The sequence below is a fragment of the Aeromicrobium sp. Sec7.5 genome (genome assembly GCF_036867135.1).
Lineage (GTDB): Bacteria > Actinomycetota > Actinomycetes > Propionibacteriales > Nocardioidaceae > Aeromicrobium.
Map to the genome: position 1 here is coordinate 1,392,350 of NZ_JBAJIJ010000001.1, position 17,132 is coordinate 1,409,481.

Here is a 17,132-nt window from a genome sequence, read left to right on the forward strand (position 1 = left end):
CATGGACATCGACATGACGGCCCTGCGCGCTCTCGAGCGCGAGAAGGACATCGCCTTCGACGTCGTCGTGGAGCTGATCGAGCAGGCGCTGCTCTCGGCGTACCACAAGGTGCCCGGTGCCCTCCCGCAGGCGCGGGTGACCCTCGACCGCCGCAGCGGACACGTCTCGGTGCTCGCCCGCGAGCGGCTCGAGGTCACGCCGGTCGACCCGACCGACGAGGTCGAGGGCGAGCCCGTGGCGCCGCCGGCACCGCGGTTCAGCGAGGAGTTCGACCACACGCCCGACGACTTCGGACGCACCGCCGCCTCGATCGCGCGGCAGGTCATCATGCAGCGCCTGCGCGAGGCCGAGGACGAGCAGACGTTCGGCGAGTTCTCCGGCAAGGTCGGCGACATCGTGTCGGGCATCATCCAGCAGGGACGAGTCCCCGGCGACGTCCTGATCGACCTGGGCAAGGTCGAGGCGCTCCTGCCGGCGACGGAGCGGGTCGCCGACGAGAAGTACGCCCACGGCGAGCGCATCAAGGCCTACGTCTACGACGTCGAGAAGGGCAATCGTGGGCCGAAGGTCAAGGTCTCGCGCACCCACCCGAACCTCGTCCGACTGCTGTTCGCGCTCGAGGTCCCGGAGATCGCCGACGGATCGGTCGAGATCGTCGGCATCGCCCGCGAGGCCGGCCACCGGTCGAAGATCGCGGTCCGGGCCACCGTGCCCGGCATCAACGCCAAGGGTGCCTGCATCGGGCCCATGGGCTCACGGGTCCGCAACGTGATGCACGAGCTGCACGGCGAGAAGATCGACATCGTCGACCACAGCGAGGACCCCGCGGAGTACATCGGCTACGCACTGTCGCCGTCGCGGGTCATCAGCGTCACCGTCGTCGACGAGACCATGCGCGCCGCTCGCGTCGTGGTGCCCGACTTCCAGCTCTCGCTCGCGATCGGCAAGGAGGGGCAGAACGCCCGCCTCGCCGCCAAGCTGACCGGGTGGCGCATCGACATCCGGTCCGACACCGCTCCCGAAGCGACGTGAGCGGCACCGGGGGCGAGAGCACCACCGCGGACGGGGTAGACTCGAACACGGTCTGGCGCACGTGCATCGGTTGCCGAGAGCGGGCGTCCCAGACCACACTGGTCCGATTCGTCGCGGTCAGGGCAGACGCCACCACGGTGGTCACCCCCGATCCGCGGCGGACGATGCCGGGGCGAGGAGCACACGTGCACCCCGACCCGGCGTGTCTGGACCTGGCGCGGCGCCGCAAGGCGTTCGGGCGGGCACTCCGCGTGGAGGGGCCGCTCGACCTCGATCTGATCGACGGCCTCGCCGGCCCGACGACCACCACCTGACCAGAGGGGCCCTTGCCCCCCGACCGGAAGCGGAGCACTCAGCTCATGAGCACTCGATGAGTACGTTCCGATGAATTTGCACGTCAACCTGGTCTGATCTGCCCTTCGGGGGCCGGTTGGGCCCCATGAAGGAGAACAGTGGCTGTCAGAGTCCACGAGCTCGCACGTGAGCTCGGAGTCGAGAGCAAGACCATCCTGTCCACGTTGAAGGACATGGGTGAGTACGTGAAGTCTGCGTCCTCGAGCGTGGAGGCCCCCGTGGTCCGCCGCCTCAAGGAGGAGCACGGCGACGCGCTGCGCGCCCAGGGCAGCAAGAAGGCTTCGTCCAAGAAGCCCGCTGCCCCGGCCGAGCCGGCGGAGTCCGAGGCCCCGACCGAGACGGTCGCGGCCGACTCCGGTCAGCCGACCGTGCCGACCGAGCCGTCCGAGGCGGTCACGGTCGCTCCGCGCACCCCGGGACCCCGTCCCGGGCCGCGTGCCCCGCAGGCTCCGGTGGAGGCCGAGGAGGCGCCGATCCCGGAGCCCACCCAGGCACCGGCCGCGAGCACGCCGGACGAGCCGGAGGCTGCGGCTGCCGACACGTCCACGGCGCCGAGCCCCGGACCGCGTCCTGGTCCCCGCCCCCCGGCCGCTCCGGCAGCCGGTCCCGCGGGCGCCGGTCCGCGTCCCGGTGGTCCCCGTCCCACGGCGCGACCGGGCAACAACCCGTTCTCGTCGAAGCAGGGCATGGCGCAGGAGCGCCCGCCGCGGCCCCCGGCCGCGCGTGAGGGTGGCGCCGCGCCGCGCCCCGGCATGCCGCGCCCGAACCCGGCCATGATGCCGAAGCAGTCCGGTCTCACCCCGGCGCGCCCCGGACCCGGCGGCGGACGCCCCGGTCCCGGTGGACGCACGGGCGGCCCGGGTGGTCGTCCCGGCGGTGCCGGCGGTGGCCCCGGTGGTCGTCCCGGTGGCGGTGGCGGCGGCGGATTCGCCGGTCGTCCCGGCGGTGGCGGCGGAGCCCCCGGTGGCTTCGGCGGTCGTCCCGGTGGTGGCCCCGGTGGTCCCGGTCGCGCCGGCCGCGGTGGCACCCAGGGTGCCTTCGGTCGCGCGGGCGGTCCGGTTCGTCGCGGGCGCAAGAGCAAGCGCGCGAAGCGTCAGGAATTCGACCAGATGCAGGCGCCGGCGATCGGTGGCGTGCGGGTCCGCAAGGGTGGCGGCGAGGTCGTCCGCCTGGCGCGTGGCGCCTCGCTGACCGACTTCGCCGACAAGGTCGGCGTCGACGCGGCGTCCCTCGTCCAGGTGCTGTTCCACATGGGCGAGATGGTCACCGCGACGCAGTCGGTCAACGACGAGACGTTGCAGCTCCTCGGCACCGAGCTGGACTACGACGTCCAGATCGTCTCGCCCGAGGACGAGGACCGCGAGCTGCTGGAGTCCTTCTCGCTGGAGTTCGGCGAGGACGAGGGCGACGACAGCAACCTGGCGGCCCGTCCGCCGGTCGTCACGGTCATGGGTCACGTCGACCACGGCAAGACGAAGCTCCTCGATGCGCTGCGCAACTCCAACGTGGTCGCCAAGGAGGCCGGTGGCATCACGCAGTCCATCGGCGCCTACCAGGTCGCCACGGAGCTCGACGGTGTCGAGCGCGCCATCACCCTGATCGACACCCCCGGTCACGAGGCGTTCACCGCCATGCGTGCCCGCGGCGCCCAGGCCACCGACATCGCGATCCTCGTGGTCGCGGCTGACGACGGCGTGATGCCGCAGACGGTCGAGGCGCTCAACCACGCCAAGGCCGCCGGTGTGCCGATCGTCGTGGCGGTCAACAAGATCGACAAGCCCGACGCCGATGCGTCGAAGGCTCGCGGTCAGCTCACCGAGTACGGACTCGTGCCCGAGGAGTACGGCGGAGACACGATGTTCGTCGACGTCTCGGCCAAGGCCGGCACGGGCCTGGAGGACCTCCTCGCGGCGGTCGTCCTGACCGCGGACGCGTCGCTGGACCTGCGGGCCAACCCCGACCAGAACGCCGAGGGTCTCGCCATCGAGGCGCACCTCGACCGTGGTCGTGGCCCCGTCGCCACCGTGCTCGTCCAGCGCGGCACGCTGCGCGTCGGCGACACCCTGGTGGCCGGTTCGGCCTTCGGTCGTGTCCGGGCGCTGCTCGACGAGTTCGGCGAGACGATCCAGGAAGCGACACCGTCGCGTCCGGCCCTCGTGCTCGGTCTGACCTCGGTGCCCGGCGCCGGTGACAACTTCATGGTCGTCACCGACGACCGCATCGCGCGACAGATCGCCGAGAAGCGTGAGGCGCGCGAGCGCAACGCGCTGCTGGCCAAGCGCAGCAGCCGACGCACCCTCGAGGACTTCATGTCCTCGTTGGAGAACGGCGAGACCGACGAGCTGCTGCTCATCCTCAAGGGTGACGGTTCCGGTTCGGTCGAGGCGTTGGAGGACTCGCTGGCGGGCATCGACATCGGCAATGAGGTCGCGCTGCGCGTCATCGACCGCGGTGTGGGTGCGATCACCGAGACCGACGTCAACCTCGCCGCCGCGTCGAACGCCGTCATCATCGGCTTCAACGTGCGTCCGCAGGGCAAGGCCACCGAGCTCGCCGACCGGGAGGGTGTCGAGATCAAGTACTACTCGGTCATCTACCAGGCGATCGAGGAGATCGAGTCCGCGCTCAAGGGCATGCTCAAGCCGGAGTTCGAGGAGATCCAGCTCGGCACGGCGGAGATCCGCGAGATCTTCCGCTCGTCGAAGATCGGCAACATCGCCGGTTGCATGGTCACGAGCGGCACGATCAAGCGCAACGCGAAGGTCCGACTCCTGCGCGACAGTGCGGTCGTCGCCGACAACCTCGACCTCTCGAGCCTCAAGCGCGAGAAGGACGACGTCAGCGAGGTCCGCGAGGGCTTCGAGTGCGGCCTCGTCATCCGGGGCTACGGCGACATCAAGAACGGTGACGTCATCGAGGCGTTCGAGCTGCGCGAGAAGCCGCGCGCCTGACGCGCGACCACGACGGCGGTCGAGCCTCGAAGCCTGTCCACCCGGGCAGGCTTCGAGGCTCCTCCTCGGCGTCGCACCTCAGCCAACCTGGCTGAAGAACTAGGAGAAGCATCATGGCTGGAGCACGCCAGCACCAGATCGCCGACCGCATCAAGGTCATCGTCGCCGAGCTCCTCGAGCGACGGGTCAAGGACCCGCGTCTCGGATTCGTCACGATCACCGACGTCCGCGTGACCGGTGACAACCAGCACGCCTCGATCTTCTACACGGTCCTGGGCGACGCCGAGGCCATCGAGGGCAGCGGTGCCGCCCTGCGCAGCGCCACCGGCATGCTGCGCTCGGAGGTCGCCAAGCGCCTCAACCTGCGGCTCGCGCCGACCCTGGAGTTCTTCCTCGACGCCGTGCCCGACACGGCCCGGCACATCGAGGAGCTCCTGGCCAAGGCGCGGGAGTCCGACGCCGACGTCGCCGCCCGCGCCGAGGGCGCGCAGTACGCCGGCGACGCCGATCCGTACCGGCGACCCACCGACGAGGACGACGAGGACGAGTGAGCGACGCTCCTGAGGTCACGCCCGGCCTGGTCGTCGTCGACAAGCCGGGAGGCTGGACGTCGCACGACGTGGTCGGTCGGGGCCGCCGCCTGGCCGGCACCCGCAAGGTCGGTCACGCCGGGACCCTCGACCCGATGGCCACGGGCGTCCTGCTCCTCGGCATCGGCCGCGCCACGCGCCTGCTCGGCCAGCTGCAGCTCACCGACAAGGCGTACGACGCGACGATCCGCCTGGGTCAGGCGACCGTCACCGAGGACGCCGAGGGCGAGGTCGTCTCGACGACCCCGGCCGGTCACGTGACCGACGACGAGATCGAGGCAGCACTCGTTCCGTTGCGCGGTGACATCTCGCAGGTCCCGTCGGCCGTCTCCGCCATCAAGGTCGACGGTCAGCGGGCGTACGCCCGGGTGCGTGCCGGCGAGGACGTGAAGCTCGCCGCCCGCCCGGTCCGGATCGAGGAGCTCTCGGTGAGCGCGATCCGCCGCACGGGCGACCTCGTCGACGTCGACGTCCACGTCGAGTGCACGACCGGCACCTACGTGCGTGCCCTCGCTCGCGACCTGGGCGACTCGCTCGGCGTGGGCGGACACCTCGCGATGCTGCGTCGCACCAGGGTCGGCCCGTTCTCGCTCCAGCACGCCGCCACGCTCGACGAGCTCGCCGACGACTGGCAGGTCATCGGCCTGGACACCGTGACCCGTCTGGCGTTCGCGTCGTACGACCTCACGCAGGAGCAGGCCGACGACGTCCGCTTCGGCCGCACGCTCACGAGCATCGACCTCGGCGACCCCGGCAAGGTCGCTCTCTTCGATCCTGCGGGCACGTTCCTCGCGCTGTACGAGCAGCGCGGAGCGACGGCCAGGCCGGTCTCGGTCTTCGTCTAGGGTGACGGCCATGTGGTCGTCCCTGCCGTCTCCGCGCCGGGTCGCCTGGGAGGTCCTCAAGTCCTGGTTCATGGCGGTCGTCGCCGTCATGGCCGGCATCATGGGCACCACCAAGATCCGCAAGGTGCTGCGCGGTCAGCGAGCCCACGGCTTTCCCGTTACGCCGCCCGCCACGGTCGAGACGGCGCGCGGCTCCGCCACGGTCTACACCTACGGCAACCACCTCTTCGAGGACATGATCGCCGCGATCGACGCCGCGGAGCACCGCATCTTCTTCGAGTCGTTCATCGTCAAGGGCGACGCGGAGGGACACCGGTTCAAGGCCGCCCTGCAGGCGGCCGCCGCGCGGGGGGTGCGCGTGCACGTCGTGTACGACGCGTTCGCGAACCTCGTCGTCCCGCGCCGGTTCTTCGCCTTCGGACCCGGCATCCAGGTCCTGCGCTACCCCGTCTACACCGCCGGGTTCCGGCCGCTCAGCCTGCGGCGGTGGGGGCGCGACCACCGCAAGATCCTGGTCGTCGACGACTCGGTCGGCTTCATCGGTGGCTACAACGTCGGCTCCCTGTACGCGACGCAGTGGCGCGACACCCACCTGCGCATCAGTGGCTCGGCGGTGTGGGACCTCGCCAACGCCTTCGTCGACTTCTGGAACATGCTGCGGCCGGACGCCCCGATCCAGGGGTCGGGCTCGACCGACTGGGACCCGCGGGTGCGGATCCATCGCAACGTGCCACGCCAGCTGGTCTTCCCGATCCGCGGCATGTACCTCGAGGCGATCGACCGCGCGACGCGCCACATCCACATCACGGCCGCGTACTTCATCCCGGACCACGACATCCTCAACGCCCTGCTCCAGGCGCGCCAGCGCGGCGTGGCCGTGACGATCGTGGTCCCCGAGATCTCCAACCACGTCGTGACCGACTGGCTCTCACGCGGTTTCTACGGGCGCCTGCTGGCGGCGGGGGTGCGCATCCACCGCTACCGCGACCACATGGTGCATGCCAAGACCTGCACGATCGACGGCGAGTGGAGCACGATCGGCACGGCCAACATCGACCGGTTGAGCCTGAGCGGCAACTACGAGGTCAACGTCGAGGTCGTCGACCCGGGACTGGCGGCTCACCTCGAGGACGTCTTCGCCCGCGACCTCACGAACTGCACCGAGCTGACCCGCGCCGAGTGGGACCGTCGCTGGGTCGTGTCGCGCGCGTGCGAGCTGTTGCTCCGCCCGCTGCGTCGCCTGCTGTAGCGACGACCGCGTGACCCGGACCCGGGTCACCACCGGACCGGTGTGGCACAGTTCTGCCGTGGCGATCTGGCGTGACGTGGCAGGGGCGGGGTCAGCCCCGTCGACCTCGTCGACCGTCGTCACGATCGGGACGTTCGACGGGGTCCACCGCGGTCACCAGACGCTCCTGGCCCGGGCCCGGGAAGTCGCGGACGCGGCGGGGGAGCAGGTCGTGGCCGTCACCTTCGACCCGCACCCCATCGCCGTGTTCGCCCCGGAGCGAGCGCCCCGCCTGCTGACCGACCTCGAGCGACGGGTCGAGCTGCTGCACGCCGGAGGCGCCGACGAGGTCCGCGTCCTGGCCTTCGACCGGACGATGGCCACGTGGGCGCCCGACGAGTTCGCCCAGCGGGTGCTGGTCGACGACCTGCGCGCCTCGCACGTCGTGGTGGGCCAGAACTTCACGTACGGCAGCAAGGCCGCCGGCGACGTGGCGTGCCTCTCCGACTTCGGTTCCGGCCACGGCTTCGCCACCGAGGCCCTCGAGCTCGCGGGCGGCTCCGAGGAGTACTCGTCGACCTTGGTGCGGCGCCTCGTCGAGAGCGGCGACGTCGCTGGGGCGGCTGAGGTGCTCGGTCGGCCCGCCGAGGTCAACGGGGTCGTCGTCCAGGGTGAGCAGCGCGGTCGCGAGCTCGGCTACCCGACCGCCAACGTGCCGGTGGCCGACGGTCTCGCCACGCCCGCCGACGGCGTCTACGCCGCGTGGGTGATCGACCTGGACGGGGCCGGGGAGCGGTGGCCGGCAGCGGTGTCGGTGGGTGACAACCCGACCTTCGAGGGGGTCTCGCGCCGCGTGGAGTCCTACGTCATCGACCGCACCGGCCTCGACCTCTACGGCCACCGCATCCGCGTCGAGCTCGTCGCGCGGCTCCGCGGCATGGAGGCCTATCCCTCCCTGGCGGCCCTGGTGGAGCAGATGGACGCCGACGTCGGCCGGGCCCGCACGGTCCTGGCCTGAGCGGCACCGACCGGATTGGCTCCCGACGGGGCCTGACTGATAGCCTGAGAGATGCCGTGTATCGGCCGCGGATCCCATGCCCCGAAGAACATGCCCGGGTGCGCCGCGCTACGACTCCAGGAGTATCGAATGTCGAAGAAGACTGCTGCGCCCACCGTGGCCGAGCTGTCCAGGTCCGAGATCATCGCGCAGTACGCCACCCACGAGGGCGACACCGGTTCTCCCGAGGTCCAGATCGCTCTGCTCACGCAGCGCATCTCGCACCTCACGGGTCACCTGCAGGAGCACAAGCACGACCACCACAGCCGTCGCGGCCTGCTGCTGCTCGTCGGCCAGCGCCGTCGCCTGCTGAACTACGTGCAGAACACCGACATCGAGCGCTACCGCGGCCTCATCGAGCGCCTCGGTCTGCGTCGCTGACACGCCACGGGCGGTCGTCCCTGACGGGCGGCCGCCCGGCGTGCATCATGGCAACGTGCACCATCGCTGAACCCCACAACTGAATCACCGCTTATCCAGGGACGAGATCAGGCCAGCCGTTCGATCCTCGGTAGTGGCTCTCGGAGCAGGTCGAACGACACCGTCGTCACGACTGGGCAGCTCCGCGGGCCTCGATCGAAGATCGGAAACACCCGGGCCATCCCGGCCTCCCACACGTCGCCCGCGCCCCGACTCCATGAGTACGGCGCCCAGCGCGACGTGTCGGTTCGGGCCTGTGCCCCGTCCTCCACAGTGGGCCTCCGCGCCCATGTCACCAGTGGGCTCTGCCCACGGAAGGGACATCCATGACGGATTCCATCCACACTGTCGAGACCGTGATCGACAACGGTCGCTTCGGCACCCGCACGGTCCGCTTCGAGACGGGCCAGCTGGCCCAGCAGGCCGCCGGCGCCGTGTCGGCGTTCCTCGACGACGACACCATGCTGCTGTCGGCCACCACGGCCGGCAAGCACCCCAAGGATCACTTCGACTTCTTCCCCCTGACGATCGACGTCGAGGAGCGGATGTACGCCGCGGGTCGCATCCCGGGGTCGTTCTTCCGTCGTGAGGGTCGCCCGTCCGAGGACGCGATCCTCACGTGCCGCCTGATCGACCGTCCGCTGCGCCCGACCTTCAAGAAGGGTCTGCGCAACGAGGTCCAGGTCGTCATCACGGTCCTGGCGCTCAACCCCGACGCCCCGTACGACGTGCTCGCGATCAACGCCGCGTCGGCGTCCACGCAGATCTCCGGCCTGCCGTTCACCGGTCCGGTCGGCGCCACCCGCGTCGCCCTGATCGACGGCCAGTGGGTCGCGTTCCCGAGCCACAGCCAGCTCGAGGACGCCGTCTTCGACATGGTCGTCGCGGGTCGCGTCGCCGGTGACGACGTCGCCATCATGATGGTCGAGGCCGAGTCCACCGAGGTCACCTGGGAGCTCGTCCAGTCGGGCGTCCAGGCCCCCACCGAGGAGATCGTGGCCCAGGGCCTCGACGCCGCGAAGGCCGTCATCAAGCAGCTGTGCGAGGCGCAGGCCGAGCTCGCGTCCCACGCGGCCAAGCCGGTCCGCGACTTCCCGGTCTTCCTCGACTACGAGGACGACGCGTACGAGGCCGTCGAGGCCATCGCCAAGGCCCCGCTGGCCGAGGCCGCCCAGATCGCCTTCAAGGCCGACCGCGAGGAGCGCGAGGCCGAGATCAAGGCCGACGTGCTCGAGCAGCTCGGCGCGCAGTTCGAGGGTCGTGAGAAGGAGCTCGGCGCGGCCGTCCGCTCCGTCCTCAAGTCCGTCATCCGCGAGCGCGTCCTGCGCGACAAGGTCCGCATCGACGGTCGTGGACTCGCCGACATCCGCGAGCTGTCGGCCGAGGTCGGCGTCATCCCGCGCGTGCACGGCTCGGCACTGTTCCAGCGTGGCGAGACCCAGATCCTGGGCGTCACCACGCTGAACATGCTCGACATGGAGCAGAAGCTCGACACGCTGAGCCCCGAGACGAAGCGTCGCTACCTGCACAACTACAACTTCCCGCCGTTCTCGACCGGTGAGACCGGTCGTGTGGGCTCGCCCAAGCGTCGCGAGATCGGTCACGGCGCGCTCGCCGGCCGCGCGCTGCTGCCGGTGCTGCCGCCGCGCGAGGAGTTCCCGTACGCGATCCGCCAGGTCTCCGAGGCGCTGAGCTCCAACGGCTCCACGTCGATGGGCTCGGTCTGCGCGTCCACCCTGGGCCTGCTCAACGCCGGTGTGCCGCTGCGCGCCCCGGTCGCGGGCATCGCGATGGGCCTCATCTCCGGTGAGGTCGACGGCAAGACCGAGTACGTCACGCTGACCGACATCCTGGGAGCCGAGGACGCCTTCGGCGACATGGACTTCAAGGTCGCCGGCACGCGGGAGTTCGTCACGGCGCTGCAGCTCGACACCAAGCTCGACGGCATCCCCGCCGAGATCCTGGCTGGCGCGCTGACGCAGGCCCGCGACGCGCGCTTCGCGATCCTCGACGTCATGGCCGACGCGATCGACGAGCCCGACGAGATGAGCCCCTACGCTCCGCGGATCATCACGATCAAGATCCCCGTCGACAAGATCGGTGAGGTCATCGGCCCCAAGGGCAAGATGATCAACCAGATCCAGGACGACACCGGCGCGAAGATCTCGATCGACGACGACGGCACGGTCTTCGTCGGCGCCGACAACGGCGACGCCGCCGAGGCCGCCCGGTCCGCGATCAACTCGATCGCGAACCCGACGATGCCCGAGGTCGGCGAGCGCTACCTCGGCACCGTCGTCAAGACGGTCGACTTCGGCGCGTTCATCTCGCTGCTGCCGGGCAAGGACGGGCTGCTGCACATCAGCAAGCTGCGCGACCTGAACGGTGGCCAGCGGGTCAACAACGTCGACGACCTGCTGAGCGTCGGCCAGAAGATCCAGGTCGAGATCGCCGAGATCGGCGACCGCGGCAAGCTGTCGCTGATCCCGGTCGTCGAGAAGTCCGACGACGAGCCGTGGGCGTCCGACGCCCCGGCGGCCGACGAGGCCCCGTCCGAGGCCTGATCGACCCAGCTGCACCACCGGACCCCGGTTCCCCGAGTGGGAGCCGGGGTCCGGTGCGTCCGGGGTGTGCGACGATCGCCCGATCATGACTGATCTCCACCCCTTGCGGGAGCGCGCGGCGAGCCTGGACGCCGCCGACCCCCTGGCGGCCCTCCGTGCGGAGTTCGTCCTCGACCCCGACGTCGTGGCCTACCTCGACGGCAACTCGCTGGGGCGCCTTCCGGTGCGGACGCAGGAGCGCCTGGCGACGTTCGTCCGCGACGAGTGGGGTGGACGTCTGATCCGTGGCTGGTCCGAGGGATGGGTCGACCTCCCCGTCGTCGTGGGTGACGAGGTCGGGGTCCTGGTCGGCGCCACGGCGGGGCAGACGGTCGTGGCCGACTCGACCTCGGTCTGCCTGGCGAAGGCCCTGCACGCCGCGGTCTCCCTCGTGCCGGGACGGGACCGCCTGGTCGTGAGCACGGCGGACTTCCCGACCGACCGCTACCTGGCGCGTCGCGTCGCCGAGGGACGAGGGCTCGAGCTCATGGAGGTCGACGACGTCGCCGCGGCGATCGACGACCGCACGGCCGTCGCCCTGGTCAGCCATGTCGACTACCGCACCGGGGCACTGCTCGACCTGCCCGGCCTCACCGCGCAGGTGCACGCCGCCGGCGCCGTCGTGGTCTGGGACCTGTGCCACTCGGCGGGCGTCGTGCCGATCGACCTCGACGCCGCGGGGGTCGACCTCGCCGTGGGGTGCACGTACAAGTACCTCAACGGCGGACCGGGCTCGCCCGCGTTCCTCTACGCCGCGTCCCGGCACCACGCCAGGCTCGAGCAGCCGCTGCCCGGCTGGTGGAGCGCCGACGACCTGTTCGCGATGGCCGACGAGTACCGGCCCGCACCCGGGATCCGGCGGATGCTGACCGGCACGCCGCCCGTCGCAGGGCTGCTCGCGGTGCAGCAGGGCGTGTCGCTGGCGACGGAGGCCGGCGTACCCGCGGCCCGCGCGAAGTCCGAGGCGCTGACAGCATTCTGCATCGAGGTGCTCGACGAGCTCGGCCTGGAGGTCGTGACGCCGCGTGACCCGGCCCAGCGGGGGAGCCACGTCACGGTCCGCCTGCACGACGCCCGCGCCGTCGCGGAGCGACTGACCGACCGCGGGGTCGTCCCCGACTTCCGGGAGCCCGACCTGCTGCGCCTCGGCCTCGCCCCGCTCACCACCAGCTTCGGCGAGCTGCTCGACGGCCTCACGGTCCTGGCTGAGGTGCTGGACCAGGTTGGTCCAGTGGGCTAACGTCGGCCCATGGCGATCACGGTCAACATCCACGAGGCGAAGACCCAGATGTCGAAGCTCGCCCGCGCCGTCGAGGCGGGAGAGACGGTGATCGTCGCGCGGGCCGGCACGCCGATCATGGAGTGGCGCTCGGTCCACCCTCGCAAGCCCTTGTTCGGCTCGATCCCGGGATTTGGCGGTCCGGACTGGGAGGGGGCCTTCACCGACGAGGCGGACGCAGAGATCCGCGCCATGTTCGATGACGACCTGGGGCTCGCGTGATCCTGCTCGACACCCACGTCCTGCTCTGGCTGTTGCGGGGAGAGCCCCGACTCGGCTCCGACGCTCAGGACATCATCGGATCGCACCATCCGGCGCACTACTCGGCGGTCAGCTCGTGGGAGATGACCATCAAGACGATGAAGGGCCGACTCGACATTCCCCGCGACTGCGTCGAACGACTCGACGAGGTGGGCCTGCGGCAGCTGCCGTTCGTCGCCGAGCACGCGGACGCCATGCGGGCGTTCCCCGAGCTCGACGGCCACGACCCGTTCGACCGGGCCCTCGTCGCGCAGGCCGCGGCCGAGGGCTTGGTGTTCCTCACCGCTGATCGGCGGCTGCTCGCGCTCGACCGCTCCTGGATCGTCGACGCCACGGTGTGAGGTCGGTGGCAGGGTCACTAGGCTGACGGGCATGACACGAGTGGCCGTGATCGGCGCGAACGGACGCATGGGCTCGACCTCGGTCGCAGCGATCGACGCGAGCGAGGACCTGCAGGTCGTCTCGCAGCTCGACGTCGGGGACGACCTGGCGGCCATCACCGAGGAGGCGGCTCACGTCGCCCTCGTGTTCTCGACCCCCGACGTCGCGCTCGACCACGTCCGCTGGTGCGTCGAGCACGGTGTTCACGTCGTGGTCGGCACGTCGGGCTTCGGCGACGACAAGATCACGGAGGTCGAACGGATCAGCGCGGCGCACCCCGGCATCGGCGTGCTCGTGGTGCCGAACTTCTCGATCGGTGCGGTGCTCCTGATGAAGTTCGCCGCCGACGCCGCGCCGTTCTTCGAGTCCGTCGAGGTCATCGAGATGCATCACCCGGACAAGATCGACGCACCCTCCGGCACCGCGACCCGCACGGCCGAGCTCATCGGCCAGGCACGGGAGGCGGCGGGCTCGCCACCGCTGCCGGACGCCACCACGACCGATCCCGGCGGCGCTCGTGGCGCCTCGGTGGCCGGCGTGCCGGTGCACGCCGTCCGTGCCCGAGGATTCGTGGCTTCGCAGGAGGTCATCCTGGGGGGCACCGGCGAGATCCTCAGCCTGCGCCACGACTCCTCCACGCGGGAGTCGTTCATGCCGGGCGTCCTGACCGCGCTGCGCTGGGCGCCGACGAACGCCGGCGTGACGGTGGGCCTCGACGCGGCGCTCGGCCTCTAGACGAGCCGCACGAGCGCGGTCGCGGTCGCCGCCAGCACGAGCATCGGCAGGAACGGGACCCGGGCCAGCAGGCACGCCACCGCGGTCGCGACGCCCGCCAACCGGGCGTCGAGCACGACTTCGCGGTCGCCGGCGGCCGCCTGCACCGCCACCAGCGCGGCGAGCAGTCCGACCGGGATCAGCGCCGTGGCCCGCACGGTGAACCGGTGCTCCAGCACGACGGCGGGCACCGACAGCCCGGCCAGCTTCAGTGCGTAGCAACCGACGCAGACGGCCAGGACGCCCCACCACAGGTCAGTCACGTCGCCCACCCCAGACCAAGCCGAGCGCGACCGCGGAGAGTCCGCCGATGATGATCGGCACGCCCGGGGAGGTGAACGGCACGAGCAGCAGGGCGAGCGCGACTGCGGTGACGGCGACAGCGCGGGTCACGGGGGAGTCCAGGCGCGGCCACAGGAGCCCGAGGAAGGCCGCGGCGACCGCTCCGTCGAGGCCGATCGCCTCGGGGTCGCCGATCGCGTCGCCCGCGATCGCTCCCGCCGCAGTGGTGAGGTTCCAGATCAGGAAGATCGTGATGCCGGTCCAGTAGAACCCCAGCCGCGCCTGGTGGGACGTCGGTCGGGTCACGCCCATCGCCGTCGACTCGTCGATGACCAGGTGCGCCGTGGCCCATCGCCGCCAGCCCTTGACCGGCAGGTGCGGGGCCATGCTGATGCCGTAGAACACGTTGCGGCCACCCAGCAGGACCGAGGTGAGCGCGCCGGCGACGGGCGACCCGCCGGAGGCCACGACGCCGACGAACGCGAACTGGGACGCCCCGGTGAAGGCCAGCAGCGAGAGCGCGCAGGTCTGCCAGACGCTCAGGCCCGCCGCAGGTCCCAGGGCGCCGAACGTCACGCCGTACAGCCCGACGCCGATCCCGACGCCGAGCGCGTCCCGGACGATCGCCCGGTCGGCCTCGCGGTCGTGCTCGGGTCCGGGGTCCGGCTCGGGGTCGTGCTGGGAGCTCATGCCACCGCGGTGTGGAGGCGGACCTGCTTGATGCGGCGACCATCGGGAGCCTCGAGCTCGCGGTACGCGCCGTCGGAGGCCCAGCCGCCCGACGTCAGGAGCAGGCGCGTGCCGTCGTCGCCCGCCGCGACCCAGGTGCGCAGGTAGGCGAAGCCGTCGGCCGCGGTGGTGTCGACGGCCGCCTGGACCAAGCGCGACGCGTGCCCGGCGCGCCGTGAGGCGGGGACCACAGCCAGGTCGCCGAGCTCGGCGTCGCGGACCGGATCGGCGTCGGGGTCGGTGCCCGGGTGCACCACGGCGTACCCGACCACGACGTCGTCGTCCGTGGCGACCAGGACGCGGAATCGTGCCTCGGGGGAGTGCGTGAGGGTGCTGCGCCACCGGTCGGCGTGCTCCGCGAGCTCGCCGAAGGCCCCGTCGAGCTGAGCGGCGTCGAGCCAGTCGGCGAGCCACACCTCGCGCTGCAGGGTCGCGATCCTCGTGGCGTCGTCGGGCCAGGCGAGCCTGACGGCGTCACCGGACCCGGAGGCCGATGCCCCGCTCACACGAAGGAGTCGATGAGATCCGACTCGGCGCCGTTCGCATCGAGCATGGTCGCGGTCATCGAGACGTTGCGCAGCGACGGCCACACCTCGAAGGCCATCACGGCCAGGCCGGGCAGGCCGGCGATCGCGATCGGCCATCCTCCGGAGTCGGTCACGAACGCGACGAGCACCGCGATCAGCAGCGGTGCCTCGCACAGGATCAGCTTGCGGACGGTCTGGGCCGCGTACACGCCCACCGCCGTGCTGCGGTTCTCCTCGGGATCGGCGGCCGGGTCGAGCGGACCGGCCGAGAGCCAGACACGATCGGCCAGGAAGGCGCCGAGCGCGACGGCAGCGAGGAGCCCGACCCAGACGGCCCAGTGCGGGCGGTCGGCGTCGGTGCCACCCAGCATCCAGAACAGCGCGGCGAGGAAGGCAGCCGTCAGCACGATCTGCAGGAGCGCGAAGTTCCGGAGCTCGCGGGGGGTGGCGTCGTACTCGTTCTGTGCCATGGCCGAATTCTCGCACAGGGCGGGTCGGCGTCCCACTCGTGCGGGGCCGCGTTCGGTAGCCTCGGGGCATGCAGCAGTACCTCGACCTCGTGAAGCGGATCCTCGACGAGGGCGTCGAGAAGGGCGACCGCACGGGCACCGGCACCCGCAGCGTCTTCGGTCACCAGATGCGCTTCGACCTGCGCGAGGGATTCCCCCTGGTCACGACCAAGAAGATCCACCTGAAGTCGGTCGTCGGCGAGCTGCTCTGGTTCGTCTCCGGCGAGACCAACGTGCGGTGGCTGCAGGAGAACGGCATCTCCATCTGGAACGAGTGGGCCGACGAGCACGGCGAGCTGGGTCCCGTCTACGGGCACCAGTGGCGCTCCTGGCCCACGCCGACGGGCGAGACGATCGACCAGCTCCGCGGCGTGGTCGAGGCGCTCAAGACCGACCCGAACTCGCGCCGGCACATCGTCAGCGCCTGGAACGTCGCCGACCTCGACGCCATGGCGCTCGCTCCGTGCCACGCGTTCTTCCAGTTCTACGTCGCGCCGCAGGCCGACGGCCCCGGCCGCCTCAGCTGCCAGCTGTACCAGCGCTCGGCCGACGTCTTCCTCGGCGTGCCCTTCAACATCGCGTCGTACGCGTTGCTGACGCACATGGTGGCGCAGGTCGCGGGCTTGGAGGTCGGCGACTTCGTGCACACGCTCGGCGACGCGCACCTGTACCTGAACCACCTCGACCAGGCGCGCGAGCAGCTGACGCGCGAGCCCCGTGCGCTTCCGGAGCTGTGGCTCGATCCCGCGGTGACCGACATCGACGGGTTCGGGTTCGACCAGATCAAGGTCGCGGGCTACGACCCGCATCCCCTGATCAAGGCCCCGATCGCCATATGACGCTCACCCTCGTCGTGGCGATGGGGTCGAACCGGGTCATCGGCGCCGCAGGCACCCTGCCGTGGCACCTGCCGGAGGACCTGGCGCACTTCAAGCGGGTCACCCTCGGACATCCCATCATCATGGGTCGCACGACGTACGAGTCGATCGGGCGCCCGCTACCGGGTCGCACGACGATCGTCGTGACACGGCAGCACGACTGGTCGGCCGAGGGCGTCGAGGTGGCGCACTCGCTCGACGACGCGATCGAGCGGGCGGCCGGTCTCGACGACGAGGCGTTCCTCGTGGGCGGAGCCCAGGTGTACGCCGAGGCGCTCGAGCGCGACCTGGTCGACACCCTCGTCGTCACCCGCGTGCGGCAGGCGCCCGACGGTGACGCGTGGTTCCCCACGATCGACTGGGAGCGCTGGCGCGAGGCGGCCCAGGAGCCGCACGCCGAGTTCGACATCGTGACGTACGAGCGGGGCTGA

At 71.1% G+C, this 17,132-nt stretch carries 19 protein-coding genes; 15 read left to right on the forward strand and 4 right to left on the reverse strand.

From position 1 onward, the window contains the following. Nucleotide 1 precedes the first annotated feature (1 nt). The 13 genes from nusA to dapB all read left to right on the forward strand — a co-directional run bounded on the left by nusA (nucleotide 2) and on the right by dapB (nucleotide 13,737). Nucleotides 2-1,033, forward strand: coding sequence for a transcription termination factor NusA (nusA, locus tag V6S66_RS06970; protein WP_334206019.1), 1,032 nt, complete (start codon nucleotides 2-4; stop codon nucleotides 1,031-1,033). Next, nucleotides 1,030-1,347, forward strand: a complete 318-nt coding sequence (locus tag V6S66_RS06975) for a YlxR family protein (RefSeq protein WP_334206020.1) — start codon at nucleotides 1,030-1,032, stop codon at nucleotides 1,345-1,347. The genes nusA and V6S66_RS06975 overlap by 4 nt, the downstream gene beginning before the upstream one ends. 138 nt (nucleotides 1,348-1,485) lie before the next feature. Then, on the forward strand, nucleotides 1,486-4,338 hold the full coding sequence (infB, locus tag V6S66_RS06980; RefSeq protein ID WP_334206021.1) for a translation initiation factor IF-2: 2,853 nt from the start codon (nucleotides 1,486-1,488) through the stop codon (nucleotides 4,336-4,338). 113 nt (nucleotides 4,339-4,451) lie between these two features. Next, a complete protein-coding gene (gene rbfA, locus V6S66_RS06985; protein ID WP_334206022.1) occupies nucleotides 4,452-4,889 on the forward strand; it encodes a 30S ribosome-binding factor RbfA in 438 nt (145 codons plus the stop codon). Continuing rightward, nucleotides 4,886-5,773: a tRNA pseudouridine(55) synthase TruB gene (truB, locus tag V6S66_RS06990; RefSeq protein ID WP_334206023.1), complete on the forward strand. Its 888-nt coding sequence runs from the start codon at nucleotides 4,886-4,888 to the stop codon at nucleotides 5,771-5,773. Before rbfA ends, truB begins: the two co-directional genes overlap by 4 nt. Before the next feature lie 10 nt (nucleotides 5,774-5,783). Continuing rightward, entirely contained in the window at nucleotides 5,784-7,022 is a 1,239-nt protein-coding gene (locus V6S66_RS06995; RefSeq protein ID WP_334206024.1) for a phospholipase D-like domain-containing protein, read from the forward strand. Between the two features lie 58 nt (nucleotides 7,023-7,080). Then, nucleotides 7,081-8,019, forward strand: coding sequence for a bifunctional riboflavin kinase/FAD synthetase (locus V6S66_RS07000; protein WP_334206025.1), 939 nt, complete (start codon nucleotides 7,081-7,083; stop codon nucleotides 8,017-8,019). Between the two features lie 129 nt (nucleotides 8,020-8,148). Next, nucleotides 8,149-8,439, forward strand: a complete 291-nt coding sequence (gene rpsO, locus V6S66_RS07005) for a 30S ribosomal protein S15 (protein WP_334206026.1) — start codon at nucleotides 8,149-8,151, stop codon at nucleotides 8,437-8,439. Between the two features lie 365 nt (nucleotides 8,440-8,804). After that, nucleotides 8,805-11,042: a polyribonucleotide nucleotidyltransferase gene (locus V6S66_RS07010; protein ID WP_334206027.1), complete on the forward strand. Its 2,238-nt coding sequence runs from the start codon at nucleotides 8,805-8,807 to the stop codon at nucleotides 11,040-11,042. An 85-nt stretch (nucleotides 11,043-11,127) separates the two neighbouring features. Next, complete coding sequence (locus V6S66_RS07015) at nucleotides 11,128-12,321, forward strand: kynureninase (RefSeq protein WP_334206028.1); 1,194 nt, start codon at nucleotides 11,128-11,130, stop codon at nucleotides 12,319-12,321. 9 nt (nucleotides 12,322-12,330) lie between these two features. Next, nucleotides 12,331-12,582, forward strand: coding sequence for a type II toxin-antitoxin system Phd/YefM family antitoxin (locus tag V6S66_RS07020; protein WP_334206029.1), 252 nt, complete (start codon nucleotides 12,331-12,333; stop codon nucleotides 12,580-12,582). Next, nucleotides 12,579-12,962, forward strand: coding sequence for a type II toxin-antitoxin system VapC family toxin (locus tag V6S66_RS07025; protein WP_334206030.1), 384 nt, complete (start codon nucleotides 12,579-12,581; stop codon nucleotides 12,960-12,962). Before V6S66_RS07020 ends, V6S66_RS07025 begins: the two co-directional genes overlap by 4 nt. A gap of 31 nt (nucleotides 12,963-12,993) precedes the next feature. Then, nucleotides 12,994-13,737, forward strand: coding sequence for a 4-hydroxy-tetrahydrodipicolinate reductase (gene dapB, locus V6S66_RS07030; protein WP_334206031.1), 744 nt, complete (start codon nucleotides 12,994-12,996; stop codon nucleotides 13,735-13,737). On the opposite strand, the gene V6S66_RS07035 is transcribed toward dapB, so the two are convergent. Genes V6S66_RS07035 through V6S66_RS07050 form a run of 4 tightly spaced genes read right to left on the reverse strand, consistent with a single transcriptional unit; the run spans nucleotide 13,734 to nucleotide 15,784 of the window. Then, a complete protein-coding gene (locus tag V6S66_RS07035; protein ID WP_334206032.1) occupies nucleotides 13,734-14,039 on the reverse strand; it encodes an AzlD domain-containing protein in 306 nt (101 codons plus the stop codon). The two genes, dapB and V6S66_RS07035, sit on opposite strands and share 4 nt — an antisense overlap. Continuing rightward, nucleotides 14,032-14,748: an AzlC family ABC transporter permease gene (locus V6S66_RS07040; RefSeq protein WP_334206033.1), complete on the reverse strand. Its 717-nt coding sequence runs from the start codon at nucleotides 14,746-14,748 to the stop codon at nucleotides 14,032-14,034. Before V6S66_RS07040 ends, V6S66_RS07035 begins: the two co-directional genes overlap by 8 nt. Further along, nucleotides 14,745-15,293: a GNAT family N-acetyltransferase gene (locus tag V6S66_RS07045; RefSeq protein ID WP_334206034.1), complete on the reverse strand. Its 549-nt coding sequence runs from the start codon at nucleotides 15,291-15,293 to the stop codon at nucleotides 14,745-14,747. Before V6S66_RS07045 ends, V6S66_RS07040 begins: the two co-directional genes overlap by 4 nt. Then, nucleotides 15,290-15,784, reverse strand: coding sequence for a hypothetical protein (locus V6S66_RS07050; protein WP_334206035.1), 495 nt, complete (start codon nucleotides 15,782-15,784; stop codon nucleotides 15,290-15,292). The genes V6S66_RS07045 and V6S66_RS07050 overlap by 4 nt, the downstream gene beginning before the upstream one ends. A 68-nt stretch (nucleotides 15,785-15,852) precedes the next feature. On the opposite strand from V6S66_RS07050, the gene V6S66_RS07055 reads away from it, so the two are divergent. Together V6S66_RS07055 and V6S66_RS07060 are read left to right on the forward strand one after the other, a co-directional pair. Next, nucleotides 15,853-16,662 carry a thymidylate synthase gene (locus V6S66_RS07055; protein WP_334206036.1) on the forward strand — a complete coding sequence of 270 codons (810 nt, stop codon included), beginning with the start codon at nucleotides 15,853-15,855 and terminating at the stop codon, nucleotides 16,660-16,662. Then, nucleotides 16,659-17,132: a dihydrofolate reductase gene (locus V6S66_RS07060; protein WP_334206037.1), complete on the forward strand. Its 474-nt coding sequence runs from the start codon at nucleotides 16,659-16,661 to the stop codon at nucleotides 17,130-17,132. Before V6S66_RS07055 ends, V6S66_RS07060 begins: the two co-directional genes overlap by 4 nt.